Raw genomic sequence first — 24,282 nt, 5'->3', positions numbered from 1 at the left:
CGCGATGACAGGTACCCGACGACGCCGGCCTTGTGCCGGCGTCGTTGTTTGGAGTTGAGGGCAATCTTTGAGGCGACATCTTTTTCCGCAGTCATGACTTTGTGGTTTCGGAAATGGAGTGTCATATCAATTTCGGAGGGATGAATGTACTTTTTTGATGATTCAATGATTGCTCTGATGTCGAGATTCAATAATGAAATCTCGAATTCCAAGTACCTAGGTGATGTTAGTCCTGATTTCATCAAGCAGTTGTCTATTCTAATTTCTCTTATTGTCGACAATAGGAAGACGTTTGAGGACAATTGCGAGTACAACATTTCCCATGTTGGGAAGAAGTTCAAGTCCGACATTGAAAATTATTTGAGTAGCCTGTCGGCAATAGATGCTGTAGAGGTTCTGGGGGATATTTTTGTTTGCTCCTATAGGTTCCTGTGTGAGGCGGACCTTAGGATGGGACTTCAGGAGAATTTTGATGTTTCTGGAATTCATCGATTTGTGGATGAAAACCTAATTCACTTCTCTCCGAGGATGAAGAGGCAGCTAATTTACGCATCGCATCTTATGCCTGCACGTATGGCGCATGAGATGCTGTCGAGCCCAGGATTGGAAGGCTTTAAAAACTTCTCAAGTACGATTGATAAGGCTGAGAAATTAAAGAAGACTTGGGATGATGAATTTGAACAAAAAAGGCTTCTAATCGACGGGCTCTCCGAGAACATTAAGAATCTAACTTCAGAGTATAATTTCGTTGGCCTAGTCGATGGATTTAGGGCTCTTCGTTCTGAAAAGGTTGTTGAGCTAAGAGGGGCATTCACGGCGCTGATGTTGCTTGGTGTAGCCATGATCGTCTTGCCCGCAGCTCAAATTCTAATGGTTCTCGCGAATCTCGAGTATTTGGATGCTCATAAGAGTGTTCTTATGTACTTCATTCCTTCGATTGTTGCGATTGAGCTGATGATCCTGTACTTCTTCAGGGTCGTTCTTGTTCAGTATAAATCTGTGAAGGCGCAGATTCTTCAGTTGGATTTGCGGATATCTCTCTGCCAGTTCATTGAAAGCTATTCCGACTACGCCTCTAAGATAAGAAGTCAGGGGGCGGATGTTCTTGGTAAGTTCGAGTCTCTTATTTTTAGCGGGCTGGTTCTGGATGGAACGGACATTCCGTCAACGTTTGATGGCATTGACCAATTGGCGGCTCTGATTAAAGGCGTTCGCGGTTAGTCCTCGCGGAGTATTGAGGCTGGTTCCGCTGCCGTTGGCACACTGAATTGGTGCACTCGGCGCGCAACGAGTTGCTTTTTCGCGAATACGAGTAAGTATTTCGTGAGGGTCAGGCCTGAGGCAGTCTGCGGGCTGCCGGCGTGGCTGTCTGGGGACCGCCTCGTGCCGGGTATTCATGCGTGGCGCAGGGCAAAGAACGCATTCATTTCACAGGCAGGGGCGGATAACGGTCGGTGAACCAGCGGACGGTGCCGTCCGCAGTGGAGCCCCCCCCGTCCAACCGACCGCACGGTCGCGCCCTGGAGCCTGAAATGCCTGCCGCCCCCGCTGCTGTTCCTCCCGATGGCCAGACCCTCCCGCCGCGTCGCCGGCACCCGGTGGCCACCGTTCTCTCCCTGCTGCTGATCCTGCTCGGCGCGGTCATCGGCGGCTTGGGCGTCTGGCTGCTCACGCTGGGCGGTTCCTGGTACTACGCCATCGCCGGCATCGCCATGCTGGCCAGCGGCGTGCTGCTGTGGGGCAACCGCCGCAGCGCCGCGCTGTTGTTCTCCCTCATCTTCGTCGGCACGCTGCTGTGGACGTGGTGGGAATCGGGCAGCACCTACTGGCGCTGGGTGCCACGGCTGGGCCTGGTGACCGCGCTGGCGATCGTGATGGCGCTGCTGGCACCGACGCTGCAGCAGCCTTTCCCGCGTCGCGCATCGCGTGGTGTTGCGGCGGTGTTGATGCTGGTCTTCGTGGCGGCCTTCGCGCTGGCCTTCGTGCCGCATGGCGAAGTGCGCGGCGACCAGCCGTTCCCCGACGCGGCTGCGTCGACCGGCATCGATCCAACCGAGGACACCACGGGCCTGCAGCCCTCCGACCGACCGGCCGACGGTGACTGGGCCGCGTGGGGCCGCAACAACGCCGCGACACGGTTCTCGCCGCTGCAGCAGATCACCCCGGACAACGTGGCCACGCTGCAACCGGCCTGGCAGTTCCGCACCGGCGACCTGCCGGAAAACCGCTGGGGCGCGGAAACCACGCCGCTCAAGATCGGCAACCGCCTGTACCTGTGCACCGCGCGCAACCAGCTGATCGCGCTCGATGCCAGTACCGGCAAGGAAATCTGGCGCTTCAATCCGAAGGTGAAAGACGCTTCGATTCCCTATACCGCAGCGTGCCGCGGCGTGTCCTATTACGAGCAGCCCAGTGGCGCCGCGGTGGTCGATGCCGCGCTGGCCGACGCGGCCGCCGATCTGGCACTGCCGGCGCCGCCGCCGACCCCCGGCGCGGCCAGCGTGCCCGGCAACCGCCCGGCCTGCACCGCGCGCATCATCGAAGGCACCCTGGATGGCCGCATCATCGCCGTGGATGCCGACAGCGGAAAGCCCTGCGCCAACTTCGGCAACAACGGCCAGGTCGACATCACCCTGGGCATGGGCAACACGCCGCCGGGCTATGTGTCCATCACCTCGCCGCCGGCCATCGTGCGCGGCGTCATCGTGACCGGCCACCAGGTGCTGGACGGCCAGCGCCGCGATGCGCCGTCGGGCGTCATCCAGGCCTACGATGCGGTGACCGGCAAGCTGCGCTGGGCCTGGGACATGGACCAGCCGGAACTGACCGGCCTGCCGGCGCAGGGCAAGGAGTACACGCGTGGCACCCCGAACATGTGGACCACCGCCACCGGCGATGAAAAGCTGGGCCTGGTCTATCTGCCGATGGGCAATTCCGCGGGCGACTACTGGAGCGGCTCGCGCACCGAGAACCAGAACAAGTACGCCACATCGCTGGTCGCCATCGACGTGACCACCGGCAAGCCCGCCTGGCATTTCCAGGCCGTGCGCAAGGATGTCTGGGATTACGACATGGGTTCGCAGGCCAGCCTGATCGACTACCCGACCGCACAGGGCAAGGTGCCGGCCATCCTGCTGCCGACCAAGCAGGGCGACATGTACATCCTCGACCGCCGCACCGGCGAGCTGCTGACCCCGGCGGAAGAGCGCAAGGTGCCGACCGGTGGCGTCGAACCGGAGCAGCGTTCGCCGACCCAGTTGTTCTCGCTGTACCACACGCTGCGCCGCGAGCACGACCTGACCGAGCAGGACATGTGGGGCATCACGCCCATCGACCAGCTGGTGTGCCGCATCCAGTTCCGCAAGGCGCATTACGAAGGCTTCTACACGCCGCCGAGCGCAGACCACCATTCCATTGAATACCCCGGCTACAACGGTGGTTCGGACTGGGGCAGCGTGGCCATCGATACGCGGCGCGGGGTGATCGTGGCCAACTACAACGACATGCCCAACTACAACCGGCTGGTGCCGCGCGCGGAGGCCGACCGCAAGGGCTGGCTGCCGCGCGAGGCGATCACCCATGACAAGGGCGGCGCCGAAGGTGCGGGCGACCCGCAGGTGGGCACGCCGTACGCCATCGACGTCAACGCCGGCTGGCGCCTGCCGTTCACCGGCCTGCTGTGCAAGCAGCCGCCCTACGGTGGCATCCGCGCCGTCGACCTGCGCACCGGCAAGCTGCTGTGGGATCGGCCGTTCGGCAGTGCGCGCGGCAATGGCCCGTTCGGCATCCGTTCCGGCCTGCCGATTGAAATCGGCACCCCCAACAACGGTGGTTCGGTGGTGACGGCCAGCGGCCTGATCTTCATTGCCGCCGCCACCGATGATCTGCTGCGCGCGATCGACCTGAAGACCGGCAAGGAGTTGTGGCACGCCAAGCTGCCCGCCGGTGGCCAGGCCAACCCGATGGTGTACGAGCAGGACGGCCGCCAGTACGTGGTGATCGTGGCGGCCGGGCACCACTTCATGGAAACGCCGAAGGGCGATTACGTGATGGCCTACGCGTTGCCGAAGTGATGTGATGGGCAGAGGGGGAGGGTAGAGTCGACCGTTGGTCGACTGCCCTTCGCGACCCAACTAAAACCCCGCGCCTCGCGCGGGAGTCGACCAACGGTCGACTCTACCCAGTCGGCGCCGGGTCATATTCCTACCGAAATGACGGTGAGGGGCAGGGGGAGGGTAGAGTCGACCGTTGGTCGACTGCCCTTCGCGACCCAGCTAAAACCCCGCGCCTCGCGCGGGAGTCGACCAACGGTCGACTCTACCCAGTCGGCGCCAAGTCATTTCCCTACGGGATGACTGGTCTCGCGCCGATGCCAGAACGGAGCCACCATGGGCATGTTCAACCACATGCCCAGTCCACAACTCCTCATCGGCCGCCGCTCCATCATCGGCAACGTGTACGCAATTACGATGATCTGCAGAGATCGTCGTCCCATCTTCGAAGACTCAGCCAACGCCGGCATCGCGATACAGGTGCTGGAGGCAATGGACCAACAAGGGCTGACCTCGTCGCTTGCGTGGGTGGTCATGCCCGACCACCTGCATTGGCTTGCCCAGCTTCGCGAAAAGTCACTCGGCTACTGCGTGCAGCGCTTCAAGTCACGCAGCGGTTTGCTCATCAACCAACATCGCGGAAGCGCCGGGGCCCTCTGGCAGGCGGGCTACTTCGACCATGCAATCCGCAGTGAGGAATCACTGCGAAAGCATGCGCGCTACATTCTGGCTAACCCCATAAGGGCAGGATTGGCAACCCGGCTGGGCGAGTACCCGCAGGGATGGTGCCGCTGGCCAATGGATGACGACCCCCCGGGGTAGAGTCGACCGTTGGTCGACTGCCCTTTGCGACCAGGCCAAAAAAGCCCCGCGCTTTGCGCGGTAGTCGACCAACGGTCGACTCTACCCGCTCGGCACGCGCTGGCGCTGGGATAGGATGGCCGCACGACTCGTCTGCGAAGGAATCGCCATGTTCGTGCGCTGTCTCGCCGCCCGCCAACTGTTCTGGGCGCTGTTGATGCTGTTGTGCATGGGGGCCGCGCACGCTGCGCCGCCCGCTCCCGGGGCACGGCGTGCCGCCGATGACTGGCTGGCTGCCTTCAATGCCGGCAGCCTTGAAGGCTTGCAGGCGTTCGCCGACCGTTACGCCAAGAAGGACGGCAGCACCCCGCAGGATTACCTGGAGTTCCGCGAGTCCACCGGCCCACTGAAGCTGCTGGAGGTGCGTGAGAGCGCGCCGCTGCAGGCGAAGCTGCTGGTGCTGGCGCAGCAGACCGAGCGTGCGATGCTGGTGACCGCGGAGATGGACCCGGCCCATCCGGAACATTTGAAGCTGTTCCAGCTGGAAGGCACACCCACGCCGGAAAAGTACCAGCCCGCACGCGTCGCTTTGCCGGAGCTGATGGCCGACGCCCGCGCAAAGCTGGACGCCTTGGCCGCTGAGGACGCGCTGTCCGGTACGGTGCTGGTGGCGCAGAACGGACGCGTGCTGCTGGACTGGCACGATGGCCTGGCCGACCGCAGCACGAACAGGGCGGTCGACGCGCAGACGCAGTTCCGGCTGGCCTCGTCCAACAAGATGTTCACGTCGGTGGCCATCCTGCAGCTGGTGCAGGCAGGCAAAGTGAGCCTGGACGATACAATCGGCAAGCACCTGCCGGACTATCCGAACAAGGCCGTCGCCGATACCGTGACCGTGCGACAGCTGCTGACCCACACCAGTGGCCTGGGTGATTTCTTCGGCGATGATTTCGACCAGTACTCGGCCTCGCTGAAGACGCTTGATGATTACGTGCAGCGTTTCGCCAAGGATGCGCCGCAGTTCACGCCCGGCAGCCAGGACGCCTACTCCAACTACGGCTTCATCGTGCTCGGGCGCATCATCGAGGCCGTTTCCGGGCAGTCCTACTACGCCTATGTGGATGAACACATCCTGCGCCCGGCAGGCATGACCGGCACCGGCTTCGAGCCGGAAACCGTGGACGTCGTGCAGCGTGCCGTTGCCTACACGAAGAAGGAAGGCCAATGGACGCGCGAAACCAGATCGCTGCCGTGGCGTGGCATGTCGGCCGGTGGCGGCTACAGCACCGCCGCTGACATGCTGAAGTTCTGCGAGGCGCTGCGCAGCGGCAAGCTGGTATCGCCGGCGCTGCTGCAGCAGGCCACCACCGCGCAGAACCACAAGGGCTGGTATGGCTTTGGGTTCGTGGTGCAGGGGCAGGGCAGCCAGCGCCAGTTCGGGCACGAAGGGGGCGCGCCGGGTTCGAACAGTGCCATCGTCGTGCTGCCCGAGCAGGGCTACGTGGTCATCGGCCTGGCCAATGTTGATCCGGATGCGGTGGGCAACGTGGTCAACTACATCGCCCGGCGGTTGCCGCTGTAGCGTTGCCGCACGACCGCGCGCTGCAGGAATGGCGCACAGTGCGATAGGCTGGTCGATCTACACGGGTTTCATGGATGAAGCATGAGCGATCGCCACGCATTGGGTATCGAACACGAGAGTGAACTCGTTCGCCTCTACAACGCCGTCGAGGCGGGGGACCTGGACGTGGTGCGCGCCATCGCAGCCGCGCAGCCCGTCCTGCTGCGGCTGGCCTATTTCGGCAATGCCGGCAGCAAGAGCGTGCTGCACATGGCGGCGGCGAGCGGCCAGGAAGCGGTCTGCCACTGGCTGCTGGGGTGGGGGCTGCCGGTGGACGTGAGCTTCAGCGGCAACGACGGTGCGACGCCCTTGATGGCTGCCGTGAATGGCGGTCACGCCGCGGTCTGCACCTTGCTGCTGCAGGCGGGCGCCAATCCAGATGGCACCGCGCTGGTGGCCTGCCCGCCGCTGTATGCCGCCGCTGTTGCCGGGCGCGGCGATATCGTCGAGCTGCTGCTGCACGCTGGCGCCGACGTCAACCGCCTGCACCGGCAGATGAACCAGTCGTCGCTGGACGTTGCGCGCATCTGGAAGCATCCCGCGGTGGCGGTGACGTTGGAACACCAAGGGGGCAGGAGCGTGCGCGATTACGAGGGCCCCTATGTGCAGGGACCGGGCGAATCGATCATCGTCTTCGTGCACAACACGGCCGGGCCGGTGCTGCGGCCGGAGTTCTCGCCGGTATCGCGTGATCCCAGGGCGTCCCTGCACGTGAGCCTGATTGACGGAAAATCCGACTTCAAGCTGCTGTTCACAACGGGACTGCATGGCGCCGGGACGCCGATGACCGAGCTGTTCCTCTGCCTGCAGGGCAACTGGCCGTTGCCGCGCACCGGGCTGGCCGATGACAGTGTGTGGCGATTCCCGGAACTGCTGCTGTCGCGCATGGTGGAGAAGCTGTTCGCGCAGGGGCCGATCGGCGAGGGGCACCTGGTGGAACGCAGCGACCCCGCGTTCACTGATCTGCCGTGGCCGGAGGGTGTCGACGCACTGCTGGCGGTGGACAAGCCCTGGAATCCGGTGAACGAGCGCGACTCGATCCCGCCGCAAGAGCGCGTCACGCTGCTGGTGCTGGCCCCGGTGAAGTACACGCGCAAGGGCAGGCCCGATGCCGGCGACCTGGCAACCCTGCTCGAACGCAAGCGCAAGGCCAGCTGGCGTGTGCTGTCGCTGCGGCGGGATGATCCCCGCGTCCGCCTGGCGGTCCTGCCAGGCTGACGGTATGCCGCCTCAGCGCGGCACCCGCACCATCTTCGTCATCAAGTGTTCCACCACGCCCGCCGGATCGGCGGTGCGGCCCACGTGCGTGCTGGACATCTGCACGATCGAGCTGCGCTTGGCGGTAAGGAAATGGAAGCGTGCACGCGCGGGTAGCTGAGCGATCGGGCCGGCGTTGGCATCGCCACGGCAGATGGCCACGATGGCATCCAGCCACGGTTGCAGGGCTTCCAGATCAAGCGCGGGGGCAAACGCCTGCAGGCGTGCCGCATCGATCTCGATGGCCGCTTCCAGATGGCGTGCGCCAGGGCAGGACACGATCACCCCGACGTTGATGAACTCTTCGCGCTCCACCCGCGGTACCACGCGGATGACCGCATAGTCATACGTGTGCAGCGTGGGCACGGATGGCCTCCTGCACGAACACCGCACGCACCTTCAGGCGATGCTTGAGGTAATTGATGTAGCCCTGCCGGTAAGCCTGCGGGCTGTCGAAGGCCGGCTCGTCCACCAGCCAGCTGTCCGGCACCAGGCCGACGATGCGCTCGATTTCCGCATCGGGCAGGCGTGCGGCCAGCTCGGCATCCACCTCGGCAATGCGGCTGGCAAACGGCAGCAGCACATGGTCGCGGATCAGCACGAAGGGCTTTTCGCAGGCGTCGCCGGCATTGGCCCAGTCGTGGTGGAAGTACATCGCCGCACCGTGGTCGATCAGGTACAGCTTGCGGTGCCAGACCATCAGGTTGGGATTGCGCGTGGTGCGGTCGACGTTGCTGGTGAAGGCATCGAACCAGACGATGCGCGAGGCAAGATCAGCATCCACCGGCATCGCGGCAGGATCGTAGTTGATCGCGCCGGGCAGGTAATCCAGGCCCAGGTTCAGGCCCTCGCTGGCACGGATCAGGTCCTGGATTTCCGGGTCCGGTTCGGTGCGGGCGAACTCGCTGTCCAGCTCCACGAACAGGATTTCCGGAATCGGCAGGCCGACCGAGCGGGCCATTTCGCCGGCGATCAGCTCGGCGATCAACGCCTTCGGACCCTGGCCGGCGCCACGGAACTTGAGCACGGCCATGCCGTCGTCGTCGGTCTCGACCACGGCGGGCAGGGAACCCCCTTCGCGGAGCGGGGTGATGTAACGGAGGGCGTGGACGGTTCGCACGGCGGGCGTTGATGGATGGGTTGCGCGCAGTTTACCTTGGCCACCCGCGCACGGTACGCGCACGGGTGGATGGCAACGGAATGGAGCATTGCGATGGCGTGGGGTGTGGACGAAATCTATCTGGCCGCGACGGAACGGGCCGTAGCCTGGGCAGCAGGATCGCCGTTCGCACACATCTCCTACCTTGTGAAGGACCCGGTGGCATCCTGCGATGCACGGGGGGATGAGCATCGTCACAGCGTTGGCGAGCAGGGCCTTCTGGTGCTTCGCGGCGTAGGCAGTCCGCAAGGGTTCCAATCCGGGCGCATGCCGGGTGCCGTGCATTGGGACGGGCTGCGGCCAGACGCCGGGGCCGCGCCGGTCGATGCCGCCGTTGGCGCGCAGCTCCAGGCGTACATCACGCAGATGGACATGCGCGGCCTGGATGCGCCCGACGCGTTCCGCGCGTGGCTGCGGGAGGTGTCGCTGCGCCTGCAGCAGCCGCTGATGTTCTATACCGCTTCGACGTTCGGCGGCACCTGCGACTACGACTATGCGTTGACCTATTCGCCGACGGAGCGCCTGCATGCAACGCGTTTCGATGGCCTGCGGCCATGCAGTCCGACGGCATTGCAATCCGGCCTCGCATGCCTGTCGATCACCCTGCCAACGAGCTATTTCGCACTGCATGAGCGCAGCTTCAATTGGGCTTCACGGGCGCTTCTGCAGTGAATCACGTCGTCGGCGCGCATGTCGGGGGCATCCAGGGGCGCATGGATGAATGCGTAGGTCGCCAGGCATAGGGCAGGCAGTCGCCAAACGTAACGGCCACTGTCTGGCAGCGCGGCGGGCACGGCATTGCGCGCCATCTTCACTTCACACTGCCTCTGGCGATGGCAGCATTCATCCCCGGGGAGCATGAACCGGCCAGGATGGCCGTGGTGTACTAGAGCTGCCATCCTTCAAGCGTTTCCACGATGTTCTTGCAGGCTTTGGAGGTGCACCCATGAATGACGAATCCAATTCCCTGCTGCCGACCCTGGACGATGCCAAGGCCGAGCAGATGATCGGCAAAGTGGTGCTGGTCGGTATCACCCGTTACGGCGGTGATGGCCAGATGCGGGACCAGCAGCAGTATTCGGGCACGGTGCTGCGCATCAGTGCCGAGGAAGGCGTCGTGCTGGCCGACGAGGCCGATGGCCACGAGCGTTACCTGCCACCGATGCTGGACCAGTACCTGCCGGCAGAGCCGGGCGAGTACCGCCTGCGTTCGGGCGGCGAGATCGTGGTCGACCCCGATTACCTGACCACCTGGGATCTGCACGCGCAGCAATGAGGCGAGGGCAGGTGGCCGCCGGGCATGGCCCGGCGCTACCGGAGGTTGCCGGTGCCCGGCGGGGTGGTTTGCAGCATCCGGCCACTAGCCCTTCCGGCCCATTCACAACCCTCCCCGGGGTGCTAGATTCGGCCGATGCCCGCTGTCTGGCGGGTGCCCAATCACACCCCTGGGGATCAAGGATGCTCATCCATCGCACCTCTCTGGCGGCGGCCATCGCCGTTGCTACCTTCGGCCTGCTGGCCGCTGGCCCGGCGCTTGCCGATTACGCAAAGCCGCCGGAACACCTGCTGAAGGTGCTCAAAGCACCGCCGCCGCCGGCACCGAACGTCGATCCGAGCGGCCAGCGCCTGCTGCTGACCACCGCGCAGACCTATCCGTCCATCGCCCGCGTGGCCCAGCCGTACCTGAAGCTGGCCGGTGTGCGCCTGGAGCCCAAGAACCGCAGCCGCCACGATACTCCCGGCGGTTACGGCATTCCGGCCTGCGTGGCCGATTTCAGCGTGGTTGAAATTGCCAGTGGCAGGACCACCAAGGTCGACCTGCCGCAGGGCTGTGCCGGTGCGGCGCAGTGGTCGGCCGATGGCAGCCACTTCGCGTTCCAGAATGCGGTCGATACCAGCGTGCAGCTGTGGGTGGGTGATGCAGCTACCGGCCAGGTCAAGCAGGTGCCGGGCGTGCAGCTCAACCCGATCTTCGGCAGCACCGTGCAGTGGCTCGGCGGCAGCCAGAACCTGCTGGTGAAGCTGGTGCCGGCCAACCAGGGCGCGGCCCCCTCCGACGGCGGCGTGCCGACCGGCCCGGACGCGCAGGAATCACTGGGCAGCAGCGGCGAAAGCAGTACCTATGAAGCGCGCGACACGCTGACCAGCGCGTATGACGAAAAGCTGTTCGCCTACTACGGCGCTTCGCAGCTGGCCGTGGTCGACACCACCAGCGGCAGCGTCCGCCCGGTCGGCAGCGCCGCCATCTTCAACGACGTCAACGCTGCGCCCGATGGCGTGCACGTGCTGACCGAATCGATCAAGCCGCCGTTCTCGCATGCGGTGACCTACCAGCGCTTCGCCAACGATGTGGCGGTGCTGGACATCACCACGGGCAAGGCCACCGCCATCGCCAGCCTGCCGTTGGCCGACCGCGTGCCGGTGCACGGCGTGCCGGAAGGCCCGCGTGGTTTCGACTGGCGCTCCACCGACCCGGCCACCCTGGTCTATGCCGAAGCGCTGGACAAGGGCGACTGGAAGGTGACCGTGCCGCACCGCGATCGCGTGCTGATGCTGAAGGCCCCGTTCAACGGCAAGCCGGTGGAAATCGCCCGCACCGCGCAGCGTTTCGAAGGCCTGGCCTGGTCGGCGGACCCGGCGGTGTCCTTCATGTTCGAGAACGACGAGAACCGCCACTGGGTGCAGACCCGCATCGTCGATGTCGACCAGCCGAAGAAGGAAGGCCGCCTGCTGTGGGACATGTCCAGCGATGAGCTGTACGGCGACCCGGGCAACCTGGTGTTCAAGCGCCTGCCCAACGGCGCGGCGGTCGTGCGCCAGGAAGGCAATTTCGTGTTCCTGCGCGGGCAGGGCGCATCGCCGCAGGGTGATCGTCCGTTCCTGGACCGCCTGGACCTGGGCACGCTGAAGAGCGAGCGCCTGTTCCGCAGCAGCGCCGATGCCTACGAGCAGTTCCTGGGCTTCAGCAACACCCCGGGCCGCTACCTCACCTGGCACCAGTCGGTGGTGGACGCGCCGAATGCGTTCGTGCGCCAGCAGGGCGAGGCGGTTGCCGCCGCCAAGGACGGTGAGGCGCAGTTCGCGTCCACGGCCACTGCGCTGACCAAGCTGGTCGACCCGACGCCGGAAGTGCGCCAGATCAAGAAGCAGCTGGTGACCTACAAGCGCGCCGACGGCGTGGATCTGTCCTTCACCCTGTACACCCCGCCGGGCTACAAGGAAGGCCAGCGCGTGCCGGCCATCCTGTATGCCTACCCGGCCGACTTCGCCAACGCCGCCCAGGCCGGCCAGGTGTCCGGTTCGCAGCAGACCTTCACCCGCCTGCAGCCGTACCGCCTGATGCTGCTGGCCGGCTACGCGATCATCGACAACGCCTCGTTCCCGATCGTCGGCGACCCGAAGACCGCCTATGACACCTACCTGGAGCAGCTGGAAGCCGACGCCAAGGCGGCGGTGGACAAGGCCGTGGACATGGGCGTGGTCGATCGCAACCGCATCGGCGTCACCGGCCACAGCCATGGCGGCCTGATGACCGCCAACCTGATCGCGCACACCAACCTGTTCAAGGCCGGCGTGGCGACCAGCGGTTCGTACAACAAGACGTTCACCCCGTTCGGCTTCCAGAACGAGCGTCGCTCGGTGTGGCAGGCGCAGGACGTGTACCTGAAGGCGTCGCCGTTCTTCTACGCCGACAAGATCAAGCTGCCGCTGCTGCTGGTCCACGGCGAGGATGATGCCAACCCGGGCACCGAACCGTTCCAGTCGCGCAAGCTGTACCAGGCCATCCGTGGCAACGGTGGCACGACCCGCCTGGTGATGCTGCCGAACGAACCGCACTGGTACACCGCGCTGGAATCGAACGAACAGCTGGTGTCGGAAATGCTGAACTGGTTCGACACCTACGTGAAGAACGCGCGGTAGAGTCGAGCTTGCTCGACTGCTGCATCCAGGGCCGCCTCCGGGCGGCCCTTTCATTTGCGTAACATCGAGCCATGCTCGACTGCCTGCAGAAGACAGTCGAGCAAGCTCGACTCTACAAAGGCCCTGCCATTGCGTTGCCGCAAAGCTGCGGTACGCTGCAGCTCTGGTGTTCGCCACGGATGCGTCCAATGAAAGCCATCGTTCTTGCTGTGTCCCTGTCACTGGCCATCGCACCGGCCATCGCGCCGGCACAGGAGCTGACCGGTGAACTGGCCGCGCTGGGCATTACCGCCGGCATGCCCTATGCCAAGGCCAAGCGCCTGCTTGATGCGGCCGGTTGGCACGTCACGCCGCCGGAATCAGCGCAGGCCGCACTGCCGGACTTCCCCGAGATCGAATGCGGCCAGGGCCGCGATGCGGTGTGCTCGGCCGGCTTCCACAAGGACGATCAATCGGTGGCGATGATCATCGGCACCACCCAGGCGGGGCAGCCGTACGTACAAGGCACCTACTGATCGGCCACGGATGCCGCCATGACATCAGTTGCAACCGGTCGTACCGGAATCGGATGGCTGCTGATCGGCCTGCTGTGCAGTGGCGTGGCTGCAGTGGGCTGCACGGTGCTGGGCCGGTTTGCGATACCGCAGTTCGTTGAGAGTTTCGCCGAAGCGGGGCAGCCCTTGCCCGCGATCACCCAGGTCTTTGCAGGCAGCTACGGGCTGGTATGGCTTGCACCGCTGGCGGTGGTTGCGACCTGGCTGGCGGGGCGGGCTCGCACGTCGGCGCTGATCGGTTGTATCGCGCTGATGCTGGCGACGCCGATGGCCCTGTTCGCGGCCTATCTGCCGCTGTTCAAGCTGGGCACGCTGTTCTGATTGACGCGCCAGCAGAAGGCTGCGGTTCGTGACCCTGTACCGGTAACCATGACCTCCGGCCCGTCGCCGGGTGTCCGGCCGCGTACTACTCTCAGCGGTTCAAGGCGCGTGGGTGCCTCCTTCCACTGGAGTTGTCGATGTCCCGTTCGTTGCTGGTCGTCGTTTCCGCTGTATTGACGCTGTCCCCACTGCCGCTGCTGGCCGCCAGGGCACCTGCGCAGGACCTGGCCGCCGAGGTCAATCCGTTCATCGGCACCACCAATGCCGGCAACGTCTACCCCGGGCCGACGGTGCCCTTCGGCATGGTGGCCTTCAGCCCGGAAATGACCGCATTGCCGGGCAAGCGTTTCCCGATCGCCGCACCCGGCGGCTACGAGTGGCGCAGCAACGGTGTGCGTGGTTTCAGCCTGACCCACGTCAATGGCACCGGCTGCACCGGCGCCAGTGGCGATATCCCGCTGATGCCAGTGACCCTGCCAGTGGAGCTGTCGCCCTCATCCGCCGATGCCGGGGTGCGCTACACCAGCCTGCTGGACCACGCCAAGGAAACCGCCAGCCCCGGCGCCTACACGCTCATCCTGGACAACGGCGTGGCCGTCAGCCTGGCGGCCACCGCGCGTACGGCCGTGGGCCAGTTCCAGTTCCCGGTCGACAAGCCGGCCAACCTGCTGTTCCGTACGTCCGACAGCGAAGTGGGCAGCAGCGATTCGACGATCATCATCGACCCGGCCACACGCACCGTGCGTGGTTCGGTCACCAGCGGCAACTTCTGCGGCTACCTCGCCGAGGACCGCCGCGAGAGCTATTACACCCTGCATTTCGTCGCCGAGTTCGACCAGCCGTTCGAGGTGGGTGGCACCTGGCGCGACGACACGGTGCAGGCCGGCGCGCGTGAAGGGGGCGGTGGTACCACCTATGGCAGCAAGGGCCATCCGCCGGCCGGCAAGGGTGCGGGCGGCTGGATCAGTTTCGATGCCAAGCGCACGCCGCAGGTGACCGCACGCATCGGCATTTCGTACGTGGATGAAGCCGGCGCGCGGGCCAACCTGCGCCGCGAGAGCCCGCAGGGCACGACGGTGGCAGCAACGCAGGCGGCCACCCGTGCGAAGTGGAATGAACTGCTGGGCCAGGTGCGGGTACAGGGCGGCACCGCCGACGAGCGCACCGTGTTCTACACCGCGCTCTACCACGCCATGCTGGCGCCCAACCTGCACAGCGATGGCGACGGGCGCTACCGCGGCATGGATGGCAAGGTGCATGCGCTGTCCAAGCGGCAGCAGGCGCAGTACGCCAACTACTCGGGCTGGGATGTGTACCGCTCGCAGCTGCAGCTGCTGACCCTGCTGCAGCCGCAGGTGGGCTCTGACGTGGCGCAGTCGCTGTTGAACCAGGCCGACCAGAATGGCGGCGTGTGGGATCGCTGGACGCATATCACCGGTGCCACCGGGGTGATGAACGGCGATCCGTCGCCGCCGTCCGTGGCGGCCATCCATGCCTTTGGCGGCCGCAGCTTCGACCTGCAGCGCGCCTACGCCTCGCTGAAGAAGGCCGCCACCGTGCCCACCGCGCGCGACCTGGACAAGCGCGGTTGCCCGGTGCTGTGCGTGGGCCAGCGCCCGGGCCTGGACCAGTGGCTGGCGTTGAAGTACATGCCTGAAGGCGCACCGGGCTGGGGCAGTGCGGCTGATACGCTGGAAATGGTCAGCGCCGACTTCGGCCTGTCCGAGCTGGCCCTGGCGGCCGGCGATGCGCAGGGCGCAAAGCAGTTCCGCGAGCGTTCCGGCTGGTGGCGCAACCTCTACAACCCGAAGGCCACCGCGCAGCAGGGCTACATCCAGCCGCGCAACGCCGATGGCAGCTGGCCCGCGTTCGACCCGGCGGCCGATGATGAGTTCGTCGAGGGCAGCGGCGCGCAGTACCTGTGGATGGTGCCGTTCGATCCGGCCGGTCTGTTCGAGGCGCTCGGTGGCCGCGACGCCAGCATTGCGCGCCTGGATGCGTTCTTCCGCAAGGAGGATGGGGCCTGGGCGGTGACCAAGTCCGGCCCGCTGCACGCCGAGCTGGACAACGAACCGTCCATCGCCGCGCCGTGGCTCTACAACTTCCTCGGCCAGCCGTGGAAGACCCAGGAAACCGTGCGCCAGGCGATGCGCCAGATCTGGACCAACACGCCCGAAGGCATGCCCGGCAACGATGACCTAGGTCAGATGTCCTCGTGGTACGTGTGGTCGGCGCTGGGCCTGTACCCGGTGTACCCGGGCCGCGCGGACCTGGTGATCGGCAGCCCGTTGTTCACCGAAGCGGTGATCACCCGCCCGGGCGCGAAGATCGTGGTGCGTGCGCGCGGCGCAGCGATGGATGCGCCGTACGTGCAGTCGCTGCAGGTGGATGGCAAGGCCAGCAACGCGAGCTGGCTGCCCGCCAGTTTCGTGCAGCGCGGTGGCACCCTGGACTTCGAACTGGGCAGCACGAAGAACGAGCAGTGGGGCGCACAGGACGTACCGCCTTCGCACGGCCCCCGTTGAATCCACGCCCTGCGTGGATGAGGCCTCGTACGGCATGTAGATCCACGCCATGCGTGGATGCCGTGCCACGCCATGCGTGGATGAACCTCGACACGGCCGGGCACCACCCGGCCGTGCTAGCCTGACCGTGCAACAGACAAGCGGCAGGAGGTTCCCATGGAAATTCCACAGGACGTGTACGAGCACGTACTGGGCGTGGCGGTCGAAATGGCCAATGCCAGCACCCACGGTGATACCCGCAGCCAGTGGCGGCTGCATGACGAACTGCGGCAGTACTGCGATGCGATGGCGGTGGAAGGCCGCGACCATCCGTTCCTGTGGGAAACCCTGGGCGACTTCACCAGCGACAGTGGCGTAGCGATCGGTTACTACGAACGCGCGCTGAAACAGGCGCGCCAGCTGGGCGTGATCGAAGGCGAAGCGTCGATCTGCCTGGAGCTGGCGCGGCGCCACATCGACCAGGGTGAAAAGGAGCGCGGCTACGAGTTCGCATTGCGCGCCGACGAAGCCGCACGGCAGACCGACGACCTCGATCTGCGGCGCGAGATCAGCCAGTTCCTTCTGGAAAATTCATGAGCCACATCCTTCACGCCCGATGCTGCGCTGCCGCCCTGGCCCTCGCCATGACCGCTTCCTGTGTGCAGGCGCAGCCGCCGCAGGCGGTCAATCCACTGCTGGTGAAACCGGTCGACCAGGTCACCCCGGATGAGGTGCGCTACCTGCAGCAGCGCCTGTCCGACTGGCCAGAGCTGGCCCGCTACCGCGAGGCCAACGCGCGCGTACCGGCCAAGCAGGCCGGCGTGCCACGCGTGCTGTTCTACGGCGATTCGATCACCCAGGGCTGGGGTGAAAAAGATCCTGCGGCGTTCTTCCCCGGCAAGGGCTACCTCAACCGCGGCATCGGCGGGCAGACCACGCCGCAGATGCTGCTGCGCTTCCGCCAGGACGTCATCGCTTTGCAGCCGGACGTGGTGCTCATCCTTGCCGGCACCAACGATATTGCTGGCAACACCGGGCCCAGCACGCAGGCGATGATCGAGGACAACCTGCACGCGATGGTGGAGCTGGCCCGTGCACACGGCATCGCCGTGGTGCTGGCCTCGGTGCTGCCGGTGAGCGATTACCCGTGGATGCCCGGCATCGAACCGGCGCCGAAGGTGCGTGCCTTGAATGCGGCGCTCAAGCAGTATGCCGATGCACAGGGGCTGGTGTACCTGGATTACTACACGGCCATGGCCAATGCGGCCGGTGGACTGGATGCTGCCTTGGCGGCCGATGGTGTGCATCCCACCGCGAAGGGCTATGCCGTGATGGCACCGTTGGCGGAGCGCGCCATCGAGCGCGCGCTGGCCGCCACGCCGCCTGGCGCGCGCTGATCGCATTCGCTGGGCATGGCAGCTGTTTCCAACAGGCTGGTCGAGACCGTGGCGCGCGCCGTGTTCAAGCGCAACCCGGTGCTGGTCACCGAGCTTTACTCGAACGCCGGTGCGCAGCCGCGCCGCTACGCGTCGGCCGAGGCGCTCTGCGAACATGGCCGGGCCCTGCAGTGGGTGTCCGGCGGCATGCTGTTGATAGGCGTGCAGTACGCGGACATGGGCGGTGCCGTGCGCGTGCGCCCGTTCGACACCGGGCGCAGTGAATCTGCGCGTTTCACGGTCTCCGGCTGGGGGCTGATCTCGATCCTGCTGCCGATGGCCGTCGATGCCAACTGCGCCGCGAAGGTGCACGCCCTCACCGAGCGCGCTGCACTGGGCCGGGAGCGGGGCGCGCTGGATGTTCCGCCCGTGTGCGACTGGAACTGGAACGCGGTGGAATCGCACAAGCGGCGCTTGAAGGACGTGCTCCGGAAGGCGCTCTAAAGCGTCCGCTCAGTCGTCGTCGCGCTTCAGTGCCGCATCGGCGGCGAGCAGCGCTTCGGCGGCCGCACTCAATGGCGGCGACGGCGGCGTATCGCAGCCGATGGCCGCCATCATCCGTTCCATGCCCACGAAGCTGCGCGCACGGCGGTCGTAGATGCCGGTCACCAGCAGGGCACGGGTGACAACTTTCTGCTCCGGCCCGACCAGCACGCGCTGTTCCATGATGATCCGCGTGCCGACCCAGCCGGCCAGCCGCGTCTCCAGGGTGAAGCGCTGGAACGGCTTGAGCTCGCGGCGGAACTGGATGGTGCCGGCGCCGACGATGGGCGCCCACTTCTCGCGCAGCGCCACCTTGCCCAGGCCCATGCGCAGGATCAGGTCCAGCCGGCCGAGGTCGAAGATGTTCCAGTAGCGCCCGTTGGTCATGTGCAGGTTGCTGTCCAGATCGTTGGGCAGCACGCGGAACGGCAGGCGCGAAACCCCGAACGGGGCCTGCAGCTTCGGCCGGAACAGGCTGCACAGCAGCAGGTGGAGCAGGCGGAACCAGAGATTCATGGTTATGACGACTGTTATAGAACAGCCGATACGCTAATCTATGACGACTGTCCTAGCAAGGAGAGCGGCATGAGCCCGCGAGCGTCCGAAGCCCCGCAGCGTGTGATCGATGCCGCCGCCCAGATGCTGGCGCGGGTAGGGCTCAATGCCACCAGCATCCGCGAGGTGACCAAGCTGGCCGAAGCGCCGCTGGGTTCGACCTACCACCACTTCCCGGGAGGCAAGCAGGAACTGCTGGCCAGGGCGACCCACATGGCCGGCGACAAGGTGGAGGCGTTGCTGGTGGAGCTGCTGCGCGACGGCGCGGTGCAGGGCCTGCAGCAGTTTCTGGCGATGTGGCGCGAGCGCCTGCTGCGCTCGCAGTTCCGTGCCGGCTGCCCGGTGCTGGCTGCGGCAGTGGAAGAACCGGTCGACGCCGTAGCGAGCCAGCCGCGCGCGGCCGCCGCCGAGGTGTTCGTGCGTTGGCAGGGGCACCTTGCCCAGGCCTTCGTCGCCGATGGGCACGCGCCGGAGCAGGCGGCCGGATTGGCCAGTCTTGTCATCGCCAGCGTGGAAGGTGCGGTGGCCATGAGTCGCGCGTTGCAGGACATCGCCCCGTTCGACCAGGTGGCCGCGCAGCTGCTGACGGCCGCCGCGCCACCTGCACGCTAGAATCGACCCGAACGTAACCACGCTTGTTCGGCAAGGATGTCCGCATGCTGCACCACCTTTCCCTCGGCGTCCGTGATCTGGATGCCGCCGGTCGCTTCTACGACGCAGTGCTCGCCGCACTCGGTTACCGCCGCGTGTTCGAGGATGACACCGCGATCGGCTACGGCGTGGCCGATGATGAAGACGCGCTGTGCCTGAAGCTGCGCGACGATGCCACGCCGCCAGGCCCGGGCTTCCATCTGGCATTTGCCGCCGACTCTGCCATGGCCGTCGATGTCTTCCATGCAGCGGCCATGGCGACCGGAGGGCGTGACAACGGTCCGCCCGGCCTGCGCCCCGATTACGGCGATACCTATTACGCAGCGTTCGTGGTCGACCCCGATGGCCATCACATCGAAGCGGTGACCAAGGCGCTGCCGGCATGAAGCGGACCAGGCGTTTCGGCGGCAGCGCGCTGAAGCTGCCGATGACCCGCAGCAGCGAAGTCGCACGCGCGCGGCGGCAGCTGCAGCACCAGGGATGGCCGCGCCTGCAGATGGCGCTGATCGTGCTGCTGACCGGCGGCGCGGGCTTCCTGGCCTCGCATGTGCTGCGGTTGGCCGGGCTGGACAGCATGCTGCTGCGTTACCCGCTGGCGGTGCTGCTGGCCTATGCCGTGTTCCTGCTGCTGATGTGGATCTGGATCCGCTGGCGCTGGGATGCGGTGGCGGACGGGGCAGGCGACGTCGCCAGCAATGGTGGCGGCGGTGGAAGTACGCCGCGCAGCGGTCCTTCCTGGGGCGGCAACGGCGGTCACTCCGGCGGTGGCGGCGCGTCGGCATCCTGGGGCGAGGCCTCGGCCGCCTCGGTCATGGACAGCGACGGCGCATCCCTGCTCGATGCCGCCACCGAGCACGAGGCCGGCCTGCCATTGCTGGCCGTGCTCGGCATTCTCGCGCTGGTGGCCAGCGTGTTGCTGGCCAGTGCCTGGGTGGTGTGGTCAGCGCCGGTGCTGATGGCCGAGCTGCTGGTGGACGCTGCGATTGTCGGCGGCCTGTACCGGCGCATGCAGGGCATGGGTGCGCAGGGCTGGTGGCGGTTGTGCCTGTCGCACACGTTCTGGCCGCTGCTGGGCCTGCTGGTGTTCTTCGCCGGGCTGGGCTGGGTGGCGCAGCAGCTGGCGCCGGGTGCGGTCAGCCTGATGCAGGTGGTGCAGGCGCTGTAGTTTCCCGGGTGCGCCTGCACCTGCGGGCTGCCGATTGCCGCTCAATCAAAACGCCAGCGTACCCCTGCATACACACCCCGGCCTTCGCCCGGCGTGGAGCGGGCGACATCCTTGCCGGCATCGTCATAGCCCGGCGTCACCGTTGCCGCGTAGTGGCGGTCGCCGATGTTGCGCATCTCCGCCCAGGCCTGCCAGCGGCCGCCCGGTGCGTCGTAGCCGATGCGGCTGCCAAAGATCACATGGCTGTCGGCCCAGTAGCTGTTGGCGTAATCCACGGCGATGCGCGAGGCGTACTCGGTGTTGAGTGCGGCGTACAGGCCGGAGGCATGGTCGAAGCGCAGTTCGGCCTGGTAGCTGTGCTGCGGCAGGCCGGGCAGGCGGTTGCTGCCGAAGCGCGTGTCATGGCGGTAGCGGAAATCACTGACGGTGTAGGCCTGGCGCAGTGACAGTCGACCCGGTGCGCCCTGCCACAGCGTGCTGTCCAGGCCGGCCTCGATGCCGCGGTGCACGGTGGGGCTGGCGTTGTTCTCGGCCACGAACAGGTTCGGTACCGGCTGCAGCTCCACGCTCAGCAGTTCGTGGTTGACGTGTGCGTAGTAGCCGGTCAATTCCCAGCGGCCCAGTGCCGCTTCGCCGCGCGCCCCCAGTTCAAGCGTGGTGGCGGTCTGGTTCTTCATCGCCACCGGCGTGCTTTGGCGGCCGGTCGACGGACCGTTGCCAGTGCCGAAGAACTGGTTCGAGCCCCAGATCATCGACCACGGGTGCGGCGCCTCCACCGAGCGGCTGAGGTTGCCAAACCACTGCGTCTGCGCACTGTGCTGCCAGGTGAAACCCAGGCGCGGCGCGTAATCCCAGTCGTGGTCGCGCAGGCGGCCGCCGCTGGTGGGCCAGGTCACCTGCACATCGCTGCGGGTGTTGATCAGCGCCAGGCCGGTCTGCACGCGCAGGCGATCATTCACGGCCAGGTTGTTGCCGATGTGCAGCGTGCTGTTGGTACCGAGATGGCGGAAGCCGCGCGTGCGCGTGCCGGCGGCATAGCCATTGCTGGCAAAACGCAGCGACTCGCGAACGTTGGCATCCAGGTCGTGGGCCACGCGCAGGCCGACGGTGGTTTCGCTGTCCCGGCCGAACAGAGTGTGGCGATGGCGGTAGTCCAGCGTGGCGTTGAGGTCGGCGTAGTCCAGCTGCTGGCGGTACAGGCTCTCGCCCAGGTCCATCGGGTACTTGTGGTAGACCAGCCCGGCCTGCAGCGAAGAATCCTCGTCGATCTGCAGCGTGGTCATGTTGCCGATCCAGGTGCTGCCCGGCTGCGGACGGCGCGCATCGATGGCCAGGTTGGCCGGGTTGGCCGCGCGCGGGTCGTTGCGGATCTGCTCGCGGGTCAGGCGCCCGGGCGTTTCGTGATTGGTCTCGCGGTAGCGCACGAAGAAGCGCGTCTGCAGATCGGGCGTGACCTGCCAGCCGATGTTGGCCATCGCGCCCTTGCCATCACCGCGCGCGTGGCGCTGGTAACCGTCGAATTCGCTGTCGGTGTAGGCCAGGAAGTAGTCGACATCACCACTGACGCCGCCCCAGCTGATCCCGCGCTTCTGGTAGCCGCGGCTGCCGGCTTCGTAGTGCAGCTGCACGCCGGCCGAATCACGGCCGCTGCGGCTGACATAGTCGATGGCACCACCCAACGCCAGCGCGCCGCGCTCGAAACCGTTGGCGCCGCGCAGGACTTCCACGCGTGAAAGCCACAGCGGTTCCAGCAGTTCGTAGGGCGTGCCGCCCGGGCCGGTCAGCGGCAGGCCATCGAGGGAGACGGCGATGCCCGAGGCATGCGCGCCCGGCCCGCGGTTGATGCCCGAACCGCGGATCGACACCTTGGTGCCCTCGTTGCCCGGCGACTGCGCACTGATGCCCGGCTGGAAGGCCAGCACATCGGCGCTGCTGGACAGGCGGCTGTCAGCCTTGGCGACGTCGATGACATTGCTGGCACCGGGCACGCGCTTGAGCGCCTCGCGGGCCTGGGCGCTGGCATCTGCGGCGGTGACCTGCACGGCGTCCAGCGTGGTGGCCTGCGGCGCGGCGTGGGCGGTGGCGGCAAGGCCGAGGGAAACGGCCAGGAACAGCAGCGACGGGGTGGGGCGGTAGGACGGAAGCGACATGCGGACAGGCTGTAAACTGCGAGAACGGCGCGCAAGTTAACAGGTCGCGGGCGATACGTCACCCGCCGGCTGCGTATGGGGGTTGGTGCACCTGTAGAGCCGAGCCCATGCTCGGCTGCTTTTCTACGGAGCCGAGCATCGGCTCGGCTCTACAAAGGCGCTTTCGCCAGCGCCTTGGCCTTCGCGTACAGCGCCTTGGCAGTCTCCGCATCACCCAGCGCCGCATGGCATTCGGCCAGGCTGTCCCACGCATTGGCGGACGCCGGGTACAGCTCGGTGTTGAGGGCGAATACCTTCAATGCCCTGGCTGCGCCCAGGCTCTCGCGGATGGCGTAACCGCTGGTATTGATCGCGCGCTCGCGCTCGTCGCCGGTGATGCCGGGGTTGTCCTGCAGCCAGTCCTGCATCGCTGCGGCTGCGCCTGCATCCTCATCCAGCGCATAGGCGATCAGCCGCTCGGACAGCACCGCATGCGGAAACTCCTTCGGCGCCGCCACCGCCATCGTGCTTTCCACCAGCATGCTCGACCACACGTTGCGCGCGCTGCCATTGGTGAAATACACGAACACCCAGTAGCCGCTGGCCAGGCTGCCCTTGTAGGCCAACCGTGCCCGCACGCGGGTGCCGCCATCGTGGCCGACCTGGATGTAGCCATCGCTGCGCGTGGTGTCCCAGCCGGTGGAGAAGAAATTGCTGCCGCCGTTGGCGAGCTTCTGCGGCTGCCAGAGCTTTTCCAGTGTCGCTGTCCGTACCAGTTTCCCGGTGGCCAGGGCCTGCAGGAAACGATTGATGTCGCCCACGGTGGTCTGCAGGTCGGCATGGCCCCAGCCGTAGTTCGGCCACGGATCTTCATTGGCGGGTTGCAACGCGCCGTCCTTGCCGATGTACGGCACCGCCGCGCGTGCTGCCGGCACGCTGTCCAGCCCCCATGAAGTACTGCGCATCTTCAGTGGCTGCAGGATGCGTTCGCGGGCGATATCCGGATAGGGCTTGCGGTAATGCGCTTCCAGCAACGCCGTCAGCACCAGGTAGTTGGCCTGGGTGTACTGCACGCGGCTGCCGGTTGCGAACTGCATCGGCGCTACGCCTGCCACCTTCAGTGCGGCGGCAAGATCGGGGGCAACGCCGCGGTAGCCCTTGCTCACCCAGCGGTTGTCCACGCGCTCGTAGTACTCGGCGATGCCGGAACTGTGATTGAGGAAGTCGCGCACGTGGATTGCCTGCCAAGCCGCTGGCAGTCCGGGCACGTAACGGCTGGCCGGTGCATCCAGATCCAGCTTGCCCTGGTCGACCAGCTGCATCACCAGCGTGCTGGTCAGCAGCTTGGCCATCGACTGCGCGGCAAAGATGGAATCGGCCGTGGCCGCTGCATGGGACGCCGGATCGCGTTCACCGCTGGCGCCCTGGTAGAGGATCTGGCTGTTGTGTGCGACCAGTACCGCCTGGCCGGCGATGCGGTAGCGCTCGCTATTGGCCTGCAGCTGGGTGTCCAGACGCGCCGGAAGATCTTCGGGGACATCACGCGCCGAAGCGGGCAGGGTGGCTGCCAGGGCGAAGAAGAGTGCAGCGGCAAGGGCGCGATACATCGCGGTGGTCCGTCAGCGGCGGGCAGTGGGTCAAGATTGTAGAGCCGAGCCCATGCTCGGCTGCCT

Annotated in this window: 22 protein-coding genes; 17 read left to right on the top strand and 5 right to left on the bottom strand. The window is 66.0% G+C overall.

Features of this window, described 5'->3' with window-relative positions:
* Nucleotides 1-177: 177 nt before the first annotated feature.
* From QMZ26_RS05525 to QMZ26_RS05505, 5 genes are all read left to right on the top strand, one after another.
* Nucleotides 178-1,221 carry a hypothetical protein gene (locus tag QMZ26_RS05525; RefSeq protein ID WP_283220827.1) on the top strand — a complete coding sequence of 348 codons (1,044 nt, stop codon included), beginning with the start codon at nt 178-180 and terminating at the stop codon, nt 1,219-1,221.
* Nucleotides 1,222-1,532: 311 nt separating this feature from the next.
* A complete protein-coding gene (locus QMZ26_RS05520; protein ID WP_283220826.1) occupies nt 1,533-4,073 on the top strand; it encodes a membrane-bound PQQ-dependent dehydrogenase, glucose/quinate/shikimate family in 2,541 nt (846 codons plus the stop codon).
* Between the two features lie 333 nt (nt 4,074-4,406).
* Nucleotides 4,407-4,874, top strand: a complete 468-nt coding sequence (locus QMZ26_RS05515) for a transposase (RefSeq protein WP_283220857.1) — start codon at nt 4,407-4,409, stop codon at nt 4,872-4,874.
* A 148-nt stretch (nt 4,875-5,022) separates the two neighbouring features.
* The gene (locus tag QMZ26_RS05510; RefSeq protein ID WP_283220825.1) at nt 5,023-6,435 is read left to right on the top strand and encodes a serine hydrolase domain-containing protein; all 1,413 of its coding nucleotides are present in this window, start codon (nt 5,023-5,025) and stop codon (nt 6,433-6,435) included.
* A gap of 81 nt (nt 6,436-6,516) precedes the next feature.
* Nucleotides 6,517-7,692, top strand: coding sequence for an ankyrin repeat domain-containing protein (locus QMZ26_RS05505; RefSeq protein WP_283220824.1), 1,176 nt, complete (start codon nt 6,517-6,519; stop codon nt 7,690-7,692).
* Between the two features lie 12 nt (nt 7,693-7,704).
* Here the strand turns inward: QMZ26_RS05505 and QMZ26_RS05500 are convergent, their stop codons facing one another.
* Nucleotides 7,705-8,097 carry a DUF3037 domain-containing protein gene (locus QMZ26_RS05500; protein ID WP_079222373.1) on the bottom strand — a complete coding sequence of 131 codons (393 nt, stop codon included), beginning with the start codon at nt 8,095-8,097 and terminating at the stop codon, nt 7,705-7,707.
* Nucleotides 8,075-8,851 (bottom strand): HipA family kinase, encoded by a 777-nt coding sequence (locus QMZ26_RS05495; RefSeq protein WP_283220823.1) that lies wholly within the window; start codon nt 8,849-8,851, stop codon nt 8,075-8,077. Before QMZ26_RS05495 ends, QMZ26_RS05500 begins: the two co-directional genes overlap by 23 nt.
* A 93-nt stretch (nt 8,852-8,944) precedes the next feature.
* Between QMZ26_RS05495 and QMZ26_RS05490 the strand changes: the two genes are divergently transcribed.
* The 9 genes from QMZ26_RS05490 (at nt 8,945) to QMZ26_RS05450 (ending at nt 18,070) form a co-directional block, all read left to right on the top strand.
* The gene (locus tag QMZ26_RS05490; RefSeq protein ID WP_283220822.1) at nt 8,945-9,562 is read left to right on the top strand and encodes a hypothetical protein; all 618 of its coding nucleotides are present in this window, start codon (nt 8,945-8,947) and stop codon (nt 9,560-9,562) included.
* Nucleotides 9,563-9,836: 274 nt separating this feature from the next.
* Nucleotides 9,837-10,166, top strand: coding sequence for a hypothetical protein (locus QMZ26_RS05485; protein WP_108758464.1), 330 nt, complete (start codon nt 9,837-9,839; stop codon nt 10,164-10,166).
* A gap of 182 nt (nt 10,167-10,348) precedes the next feature.
* Nucleotides 10,349-12,811, top strand: a complete 2,463-nt coding sequence (locus QMZ26_RS05480; RefSeq protein WP_283220821.1) for a prolyl oligopeptidase family serine peptidase — start codon at nt 10,349-10,351, stop codon at nt 12,809-12,811.
* Between the two features lie 188 nt (nt 12,812-12,999).
* A complete protein-coding gene (locus tag QMZ26_RS05475) occupies nt 13,000-13,326 on the top strand; it encodes a hypothetical protein (RefSeq protein ID WP_283220820.1) in 327 nt (108 codons plus the stop codon).
* An 18-nt stretch (nt 13,327-13,344) separates the two neighbouring features.
* On the top strand, nt 13,345-13,686 hold the full coding sequence (locus tag QMZ26_RS05470; RefSeq protein WP_283220819.1) for a hypothetical protein: 342 nt from the start codon (nt 13,345-13,347) through the stop codon (nt 13,684-13,686).
* A gap of 137 nt (nt 13,687-13,823) precedes the next feature.
* Nucleotides 13,824-16,211 (top strand): GH92 family glycosyl hydrolase, encoded by a 2,388-nt coding sequence (locus tag QMZ26_RS05465; RefSeq protein ID WP_283220818.1) that lies wholly within the window; start codon nt 13,824-13,826, stop codon nt 16,209-16,211.
* A 156-nt stretch (nt 16,212-16,367) separates the two neighbouring features.
* Nucleotides 16,368-16,787, top strand: coding sequence for a hypothetical protein (locus QMZ26_RS05460; RefSeq protein WP_079222365.1), 420 nt, complete (start codon nt 16,368-16,370; stop codon nt 16,785-16,787).
* 47 nt (nt 16,788-16,834) lie between these two features.
* A complete protein-coding gene (locus QMZ26_RS05455; RefSeq protein WP_283220817.1) occupies nt 16,835-17,587 on the top strand; it encodes an SGNH/GDSL hydrolase family protein in 753 nt (250 codons plus the stop codon).
* A 15-nt stretch (nt 17,588-17,602) separates the two neighbouring features.
* Complete coding sequence (locus QMZ26_RS05450) at nt 17,603-18,070, top strand: hypothetical protein (RefSeq protein WP_283220816.1); 468 nt, start codon at nt 17,603-17,605, stop codon at nt 18,068-18,070.
* A 9-nt stretch (nt 18,071-18,079) separates the two neighbouring features.
* Here the strand turns inward: QMZ26_RS05450 and QMZ26_RS05445 are convergent, their stop codons facing one another.
* Nucleotides 18,080-18,625 (bottom strand): thioesterase family protein, encoded by a 546-nt coding sequence (locus QMZ26_RS05445; RefSeq protein ID WP_079222360.1) that lies wholly within the window; start codon nt 18,623-18,625, stop codon nt 18,080-18,082.
* A 69-nt stretch (nt 18,626-18,694) separates the two neighbouring features.
* Here QMZ26_RS05445 and QMZ26_RS05440 point away from each other — a divergent pair, with 69 nt between their 5' ends.
* The 3 genes from QMZ26_RS05440 to QMZ26_RS05430 are packed head-to-tail and all read left to right on the top strand — an operon-like array spanning nt 18,695 to nt 20,480.
* Nucleotides 18,695-19,276: a TetR/AcrR family transcriptional regulator gene (locus tag QMZ26_RS05440; RefSeq protein ID WP_283220815.1), complete on the top strand. Its 582-nt coding sequence runs from the start codon at nt 18,695-18,697 to the stop codon at nt 19,274-19,276.
* Between the two features lie 44 nt (nt 19,277-19,320).
* Nucleotides 19,321-19,701 carry a VOC family protein gene (locus tag QMZ26_RS05435; RefSeq protein ID WP_079222358.1) on the top strand — a complete coding sequence of 127 codons (381 nt, stop codon included), beginning with the start codon at nt 19,321-19,323 and terminating at the stop codon, nt 19,699-19,701.
* A complete protein-coding gene (locus QMZ26_RS05430) occupies nt 19,698-20,480 on the top strand; it encodes a hypothetical protein (RefSeq protein WP_283220814.1) in 783 nt (260 codons plus the stop codon). Before QMZ26_RS05435 ends, QMZ26_RS05430 begins: the two co-directional genes overlap by 4 nt.
* 41 nt (nt 20,481-20,521) lie before the next feature.
* Here QMZ26_RS05430 and QMZ26_RS05425 read toward each other — a convergent pair whose 3' ends face one another.
* Nucleotides 20,522-22,630, bottom strand: coding sequence for a TonB-dependent receptor (locus tag QMZ26_RS05425; RefSeq protein WP_283220813.1), 2,109 nt, complete (start codon nt 22,628-22,630; stop codon nt 20,522-20,524).
* A gap of 149 nt (nt 22,631-22,779) precedes the next feature.
* Nucleotides 22,780-24,216 carry a serine hydrolase domain-containing protein gene (locus QMZ26_RS05420; protein ID WP_283220812.1) on the bottom strand — a complete coding sequence of 479 codons (1,437 nt, stop codon included), beginning with the start codon at nt 24,214-24,216 and terminating at the stop codon, nt 22,780-22,782.
* Nucleotides 24,217-24,282 lie beyond the last annotated feature (66 nt).

The organism is Stenotrophomonas sp. PFBMAA-4, from assembly GCF_030053215.1.
Classification (GTDB): Bacteria; Pseudomonadota; Gammaproteobacteria; order Xanthomonadales; family Xanthomonadaceae; genus Stenotrophomonas.
This window is presented reverse-complemented; position numbering and strand designations above follow the sequence as displayed.

What these genes read in the sequence shown, in the direction of transcription:
- QMZ26_RS05510 (WP_283220825.1), top strand. Translation starts at nt 5,023, where the DNA reads ATGTTCGTGCGCTGTCTCGCCGCCCGCCAACTGTTCTGGGCGCTGTTG.
- QMZ26_RS05445 (WP_079222360.1), bottom strand. Translation starts at nt 18,625, where the DNA reads ATGAATCTCTGGTTCCGCCTGCTCCACCTGCTGCTGTGCAGCCTGTTC.
- QMZ26_RS05505 (WP_283220824.1), top strand. Translation starts at nt 6,517, where the DNA reads ATGAGCGATCGCCACGCATTGGGTATCGAACACGAGAGTGAACTCGTT.
- QMZ26_RS05475 (WP_283220820.1), top strand. Translation starts at nt 13,000, where the DNA reads ATGAAAGCCATCGTTCTTGCTGTGTCCCTGTCACTGGCCATCGCACCG.
- QMZ26_RS05490 (WP_283220822.1), top strand. Translation starts at nt 8,945, where the DNA reads ATGGCGTGGGGTGTGGACGAAATCTATCTGGCCGCGACGGAACGGGCC.
- QMZ26_RS05480 (WP_283220821.1), top strand. Translation starts at nt 10,349, where the DNA reads ATGCTCATCCATCGCACCTCTCTGGCGGCGGCCATCGCCGTTGCTACC.
- QMZ26_RS05430 (WP_283220814.1), top strand. Translation starts at nt 19,698, where the DNA reads ATGAAGCGGACCAGGCGTTTCGGCGGCAGCGCGCTGAAGCTGCCGATG.
- QMZ26_RS05520 (WP_283220826.1), top strand. Translation starts at nt 1,533, where the DNA reads ATGCCTGCCGCCCCCGCTGCTGTTCCTCCCGATGGCCAGACCCTCCCG.
- QMZ26_RS05525 (WP_283220827.1), top strand. Translation starts at nt 178, where the DNA reads ATGTCGAGATTCAATAATGAAATCTCGAATTCCAAGTACCTAGGTGAT.
- QMZ26_RS05515 (WP_283220857.1), top strand. Translation starts at nt 4,407, where the DNA reads ATGCCCAGTCCACAACTCCTCATCGGCCGCCGCTCCATCATCGGCAAC.
- QMZ26_RS05420 (WP_283220812.1), bottom strand. Translation starts at nt 24,216, where the DNA reads ATGTATCGCGCCCTTGCCGCTGCACTCTTCTTCGCCCTGGCAGCCACC.
- QMZ26_RS05440 (WP_283220815.1), top strand. Translation starts at nt 18,695, where the DNA reads ATGAGCCCGCGAGCGTCCGAAGCCCCGCAGCGTGTGATCGATGCCGCC.
- QMZ26_RS05460 (WP_079222365.1), top strand. Translation starts at nt 16,368, where the DNA reads ATGGAAATTCCACAGGACGTGTACGAGCACGTACTGGGCGTGGCGGTC.
- QMZ26_RS05450 (WP_283220816.1), top strand. Translation starts at nt 17,603, where the DNA reads ATGGCAGCTGTTTCCAACAGGCTGGTCGAGACCGTGGCGCGCGCCGTG.
- QMZ26_RS05425 (WP_283220813.1), bottom strand. Translation starts at nt 22,630, where the DNA reads ATGTCGCTTCCGTCCTACCGCCCCACCCCGTCGCTGCTGTTCCTGGCC.
- QMZ26_RS05485 (WP_108758464.1), top strand. Translation starts at nt 9,837, where the DNA reads ATGAATGACGAATCCAATTCCCTGCTGCCGACCCTGGACGATGCCAAG.
- QMZ26_RS05470 (WP_283220819.1), top strand. Translation starts at nt 13,345, where the DNA reads ATGACATCAGTTGCAACCGGTCGTACCGGAATCGGATGGCTGCTGATC.
- QMZ26_RS05465 (WP_283220818.1), top strand. Translation starts at nt 13,824, where the DNA reads ATGTCCCGTTCGTTGCTGGTCGTCGTTTCCGCTGTATTGACGCTGTCC.
- QMZ26_RS05435 (WP_079222358.1), top strand. Translation starts at nt 19,321, where the DNA reads ATGCTGCACCACCTTTCCCTCGGCGTCCGTGATCTGGATGCCGCCGGT.
- QMZ26_RS05455 (WP_283220817.1), top strand. Translation starts at nt 16,835, where the DNA reads ATGACCGCTTCCTGTGTGCAGGCGCAGCCGCCGCAGGCGGTCAATCCA.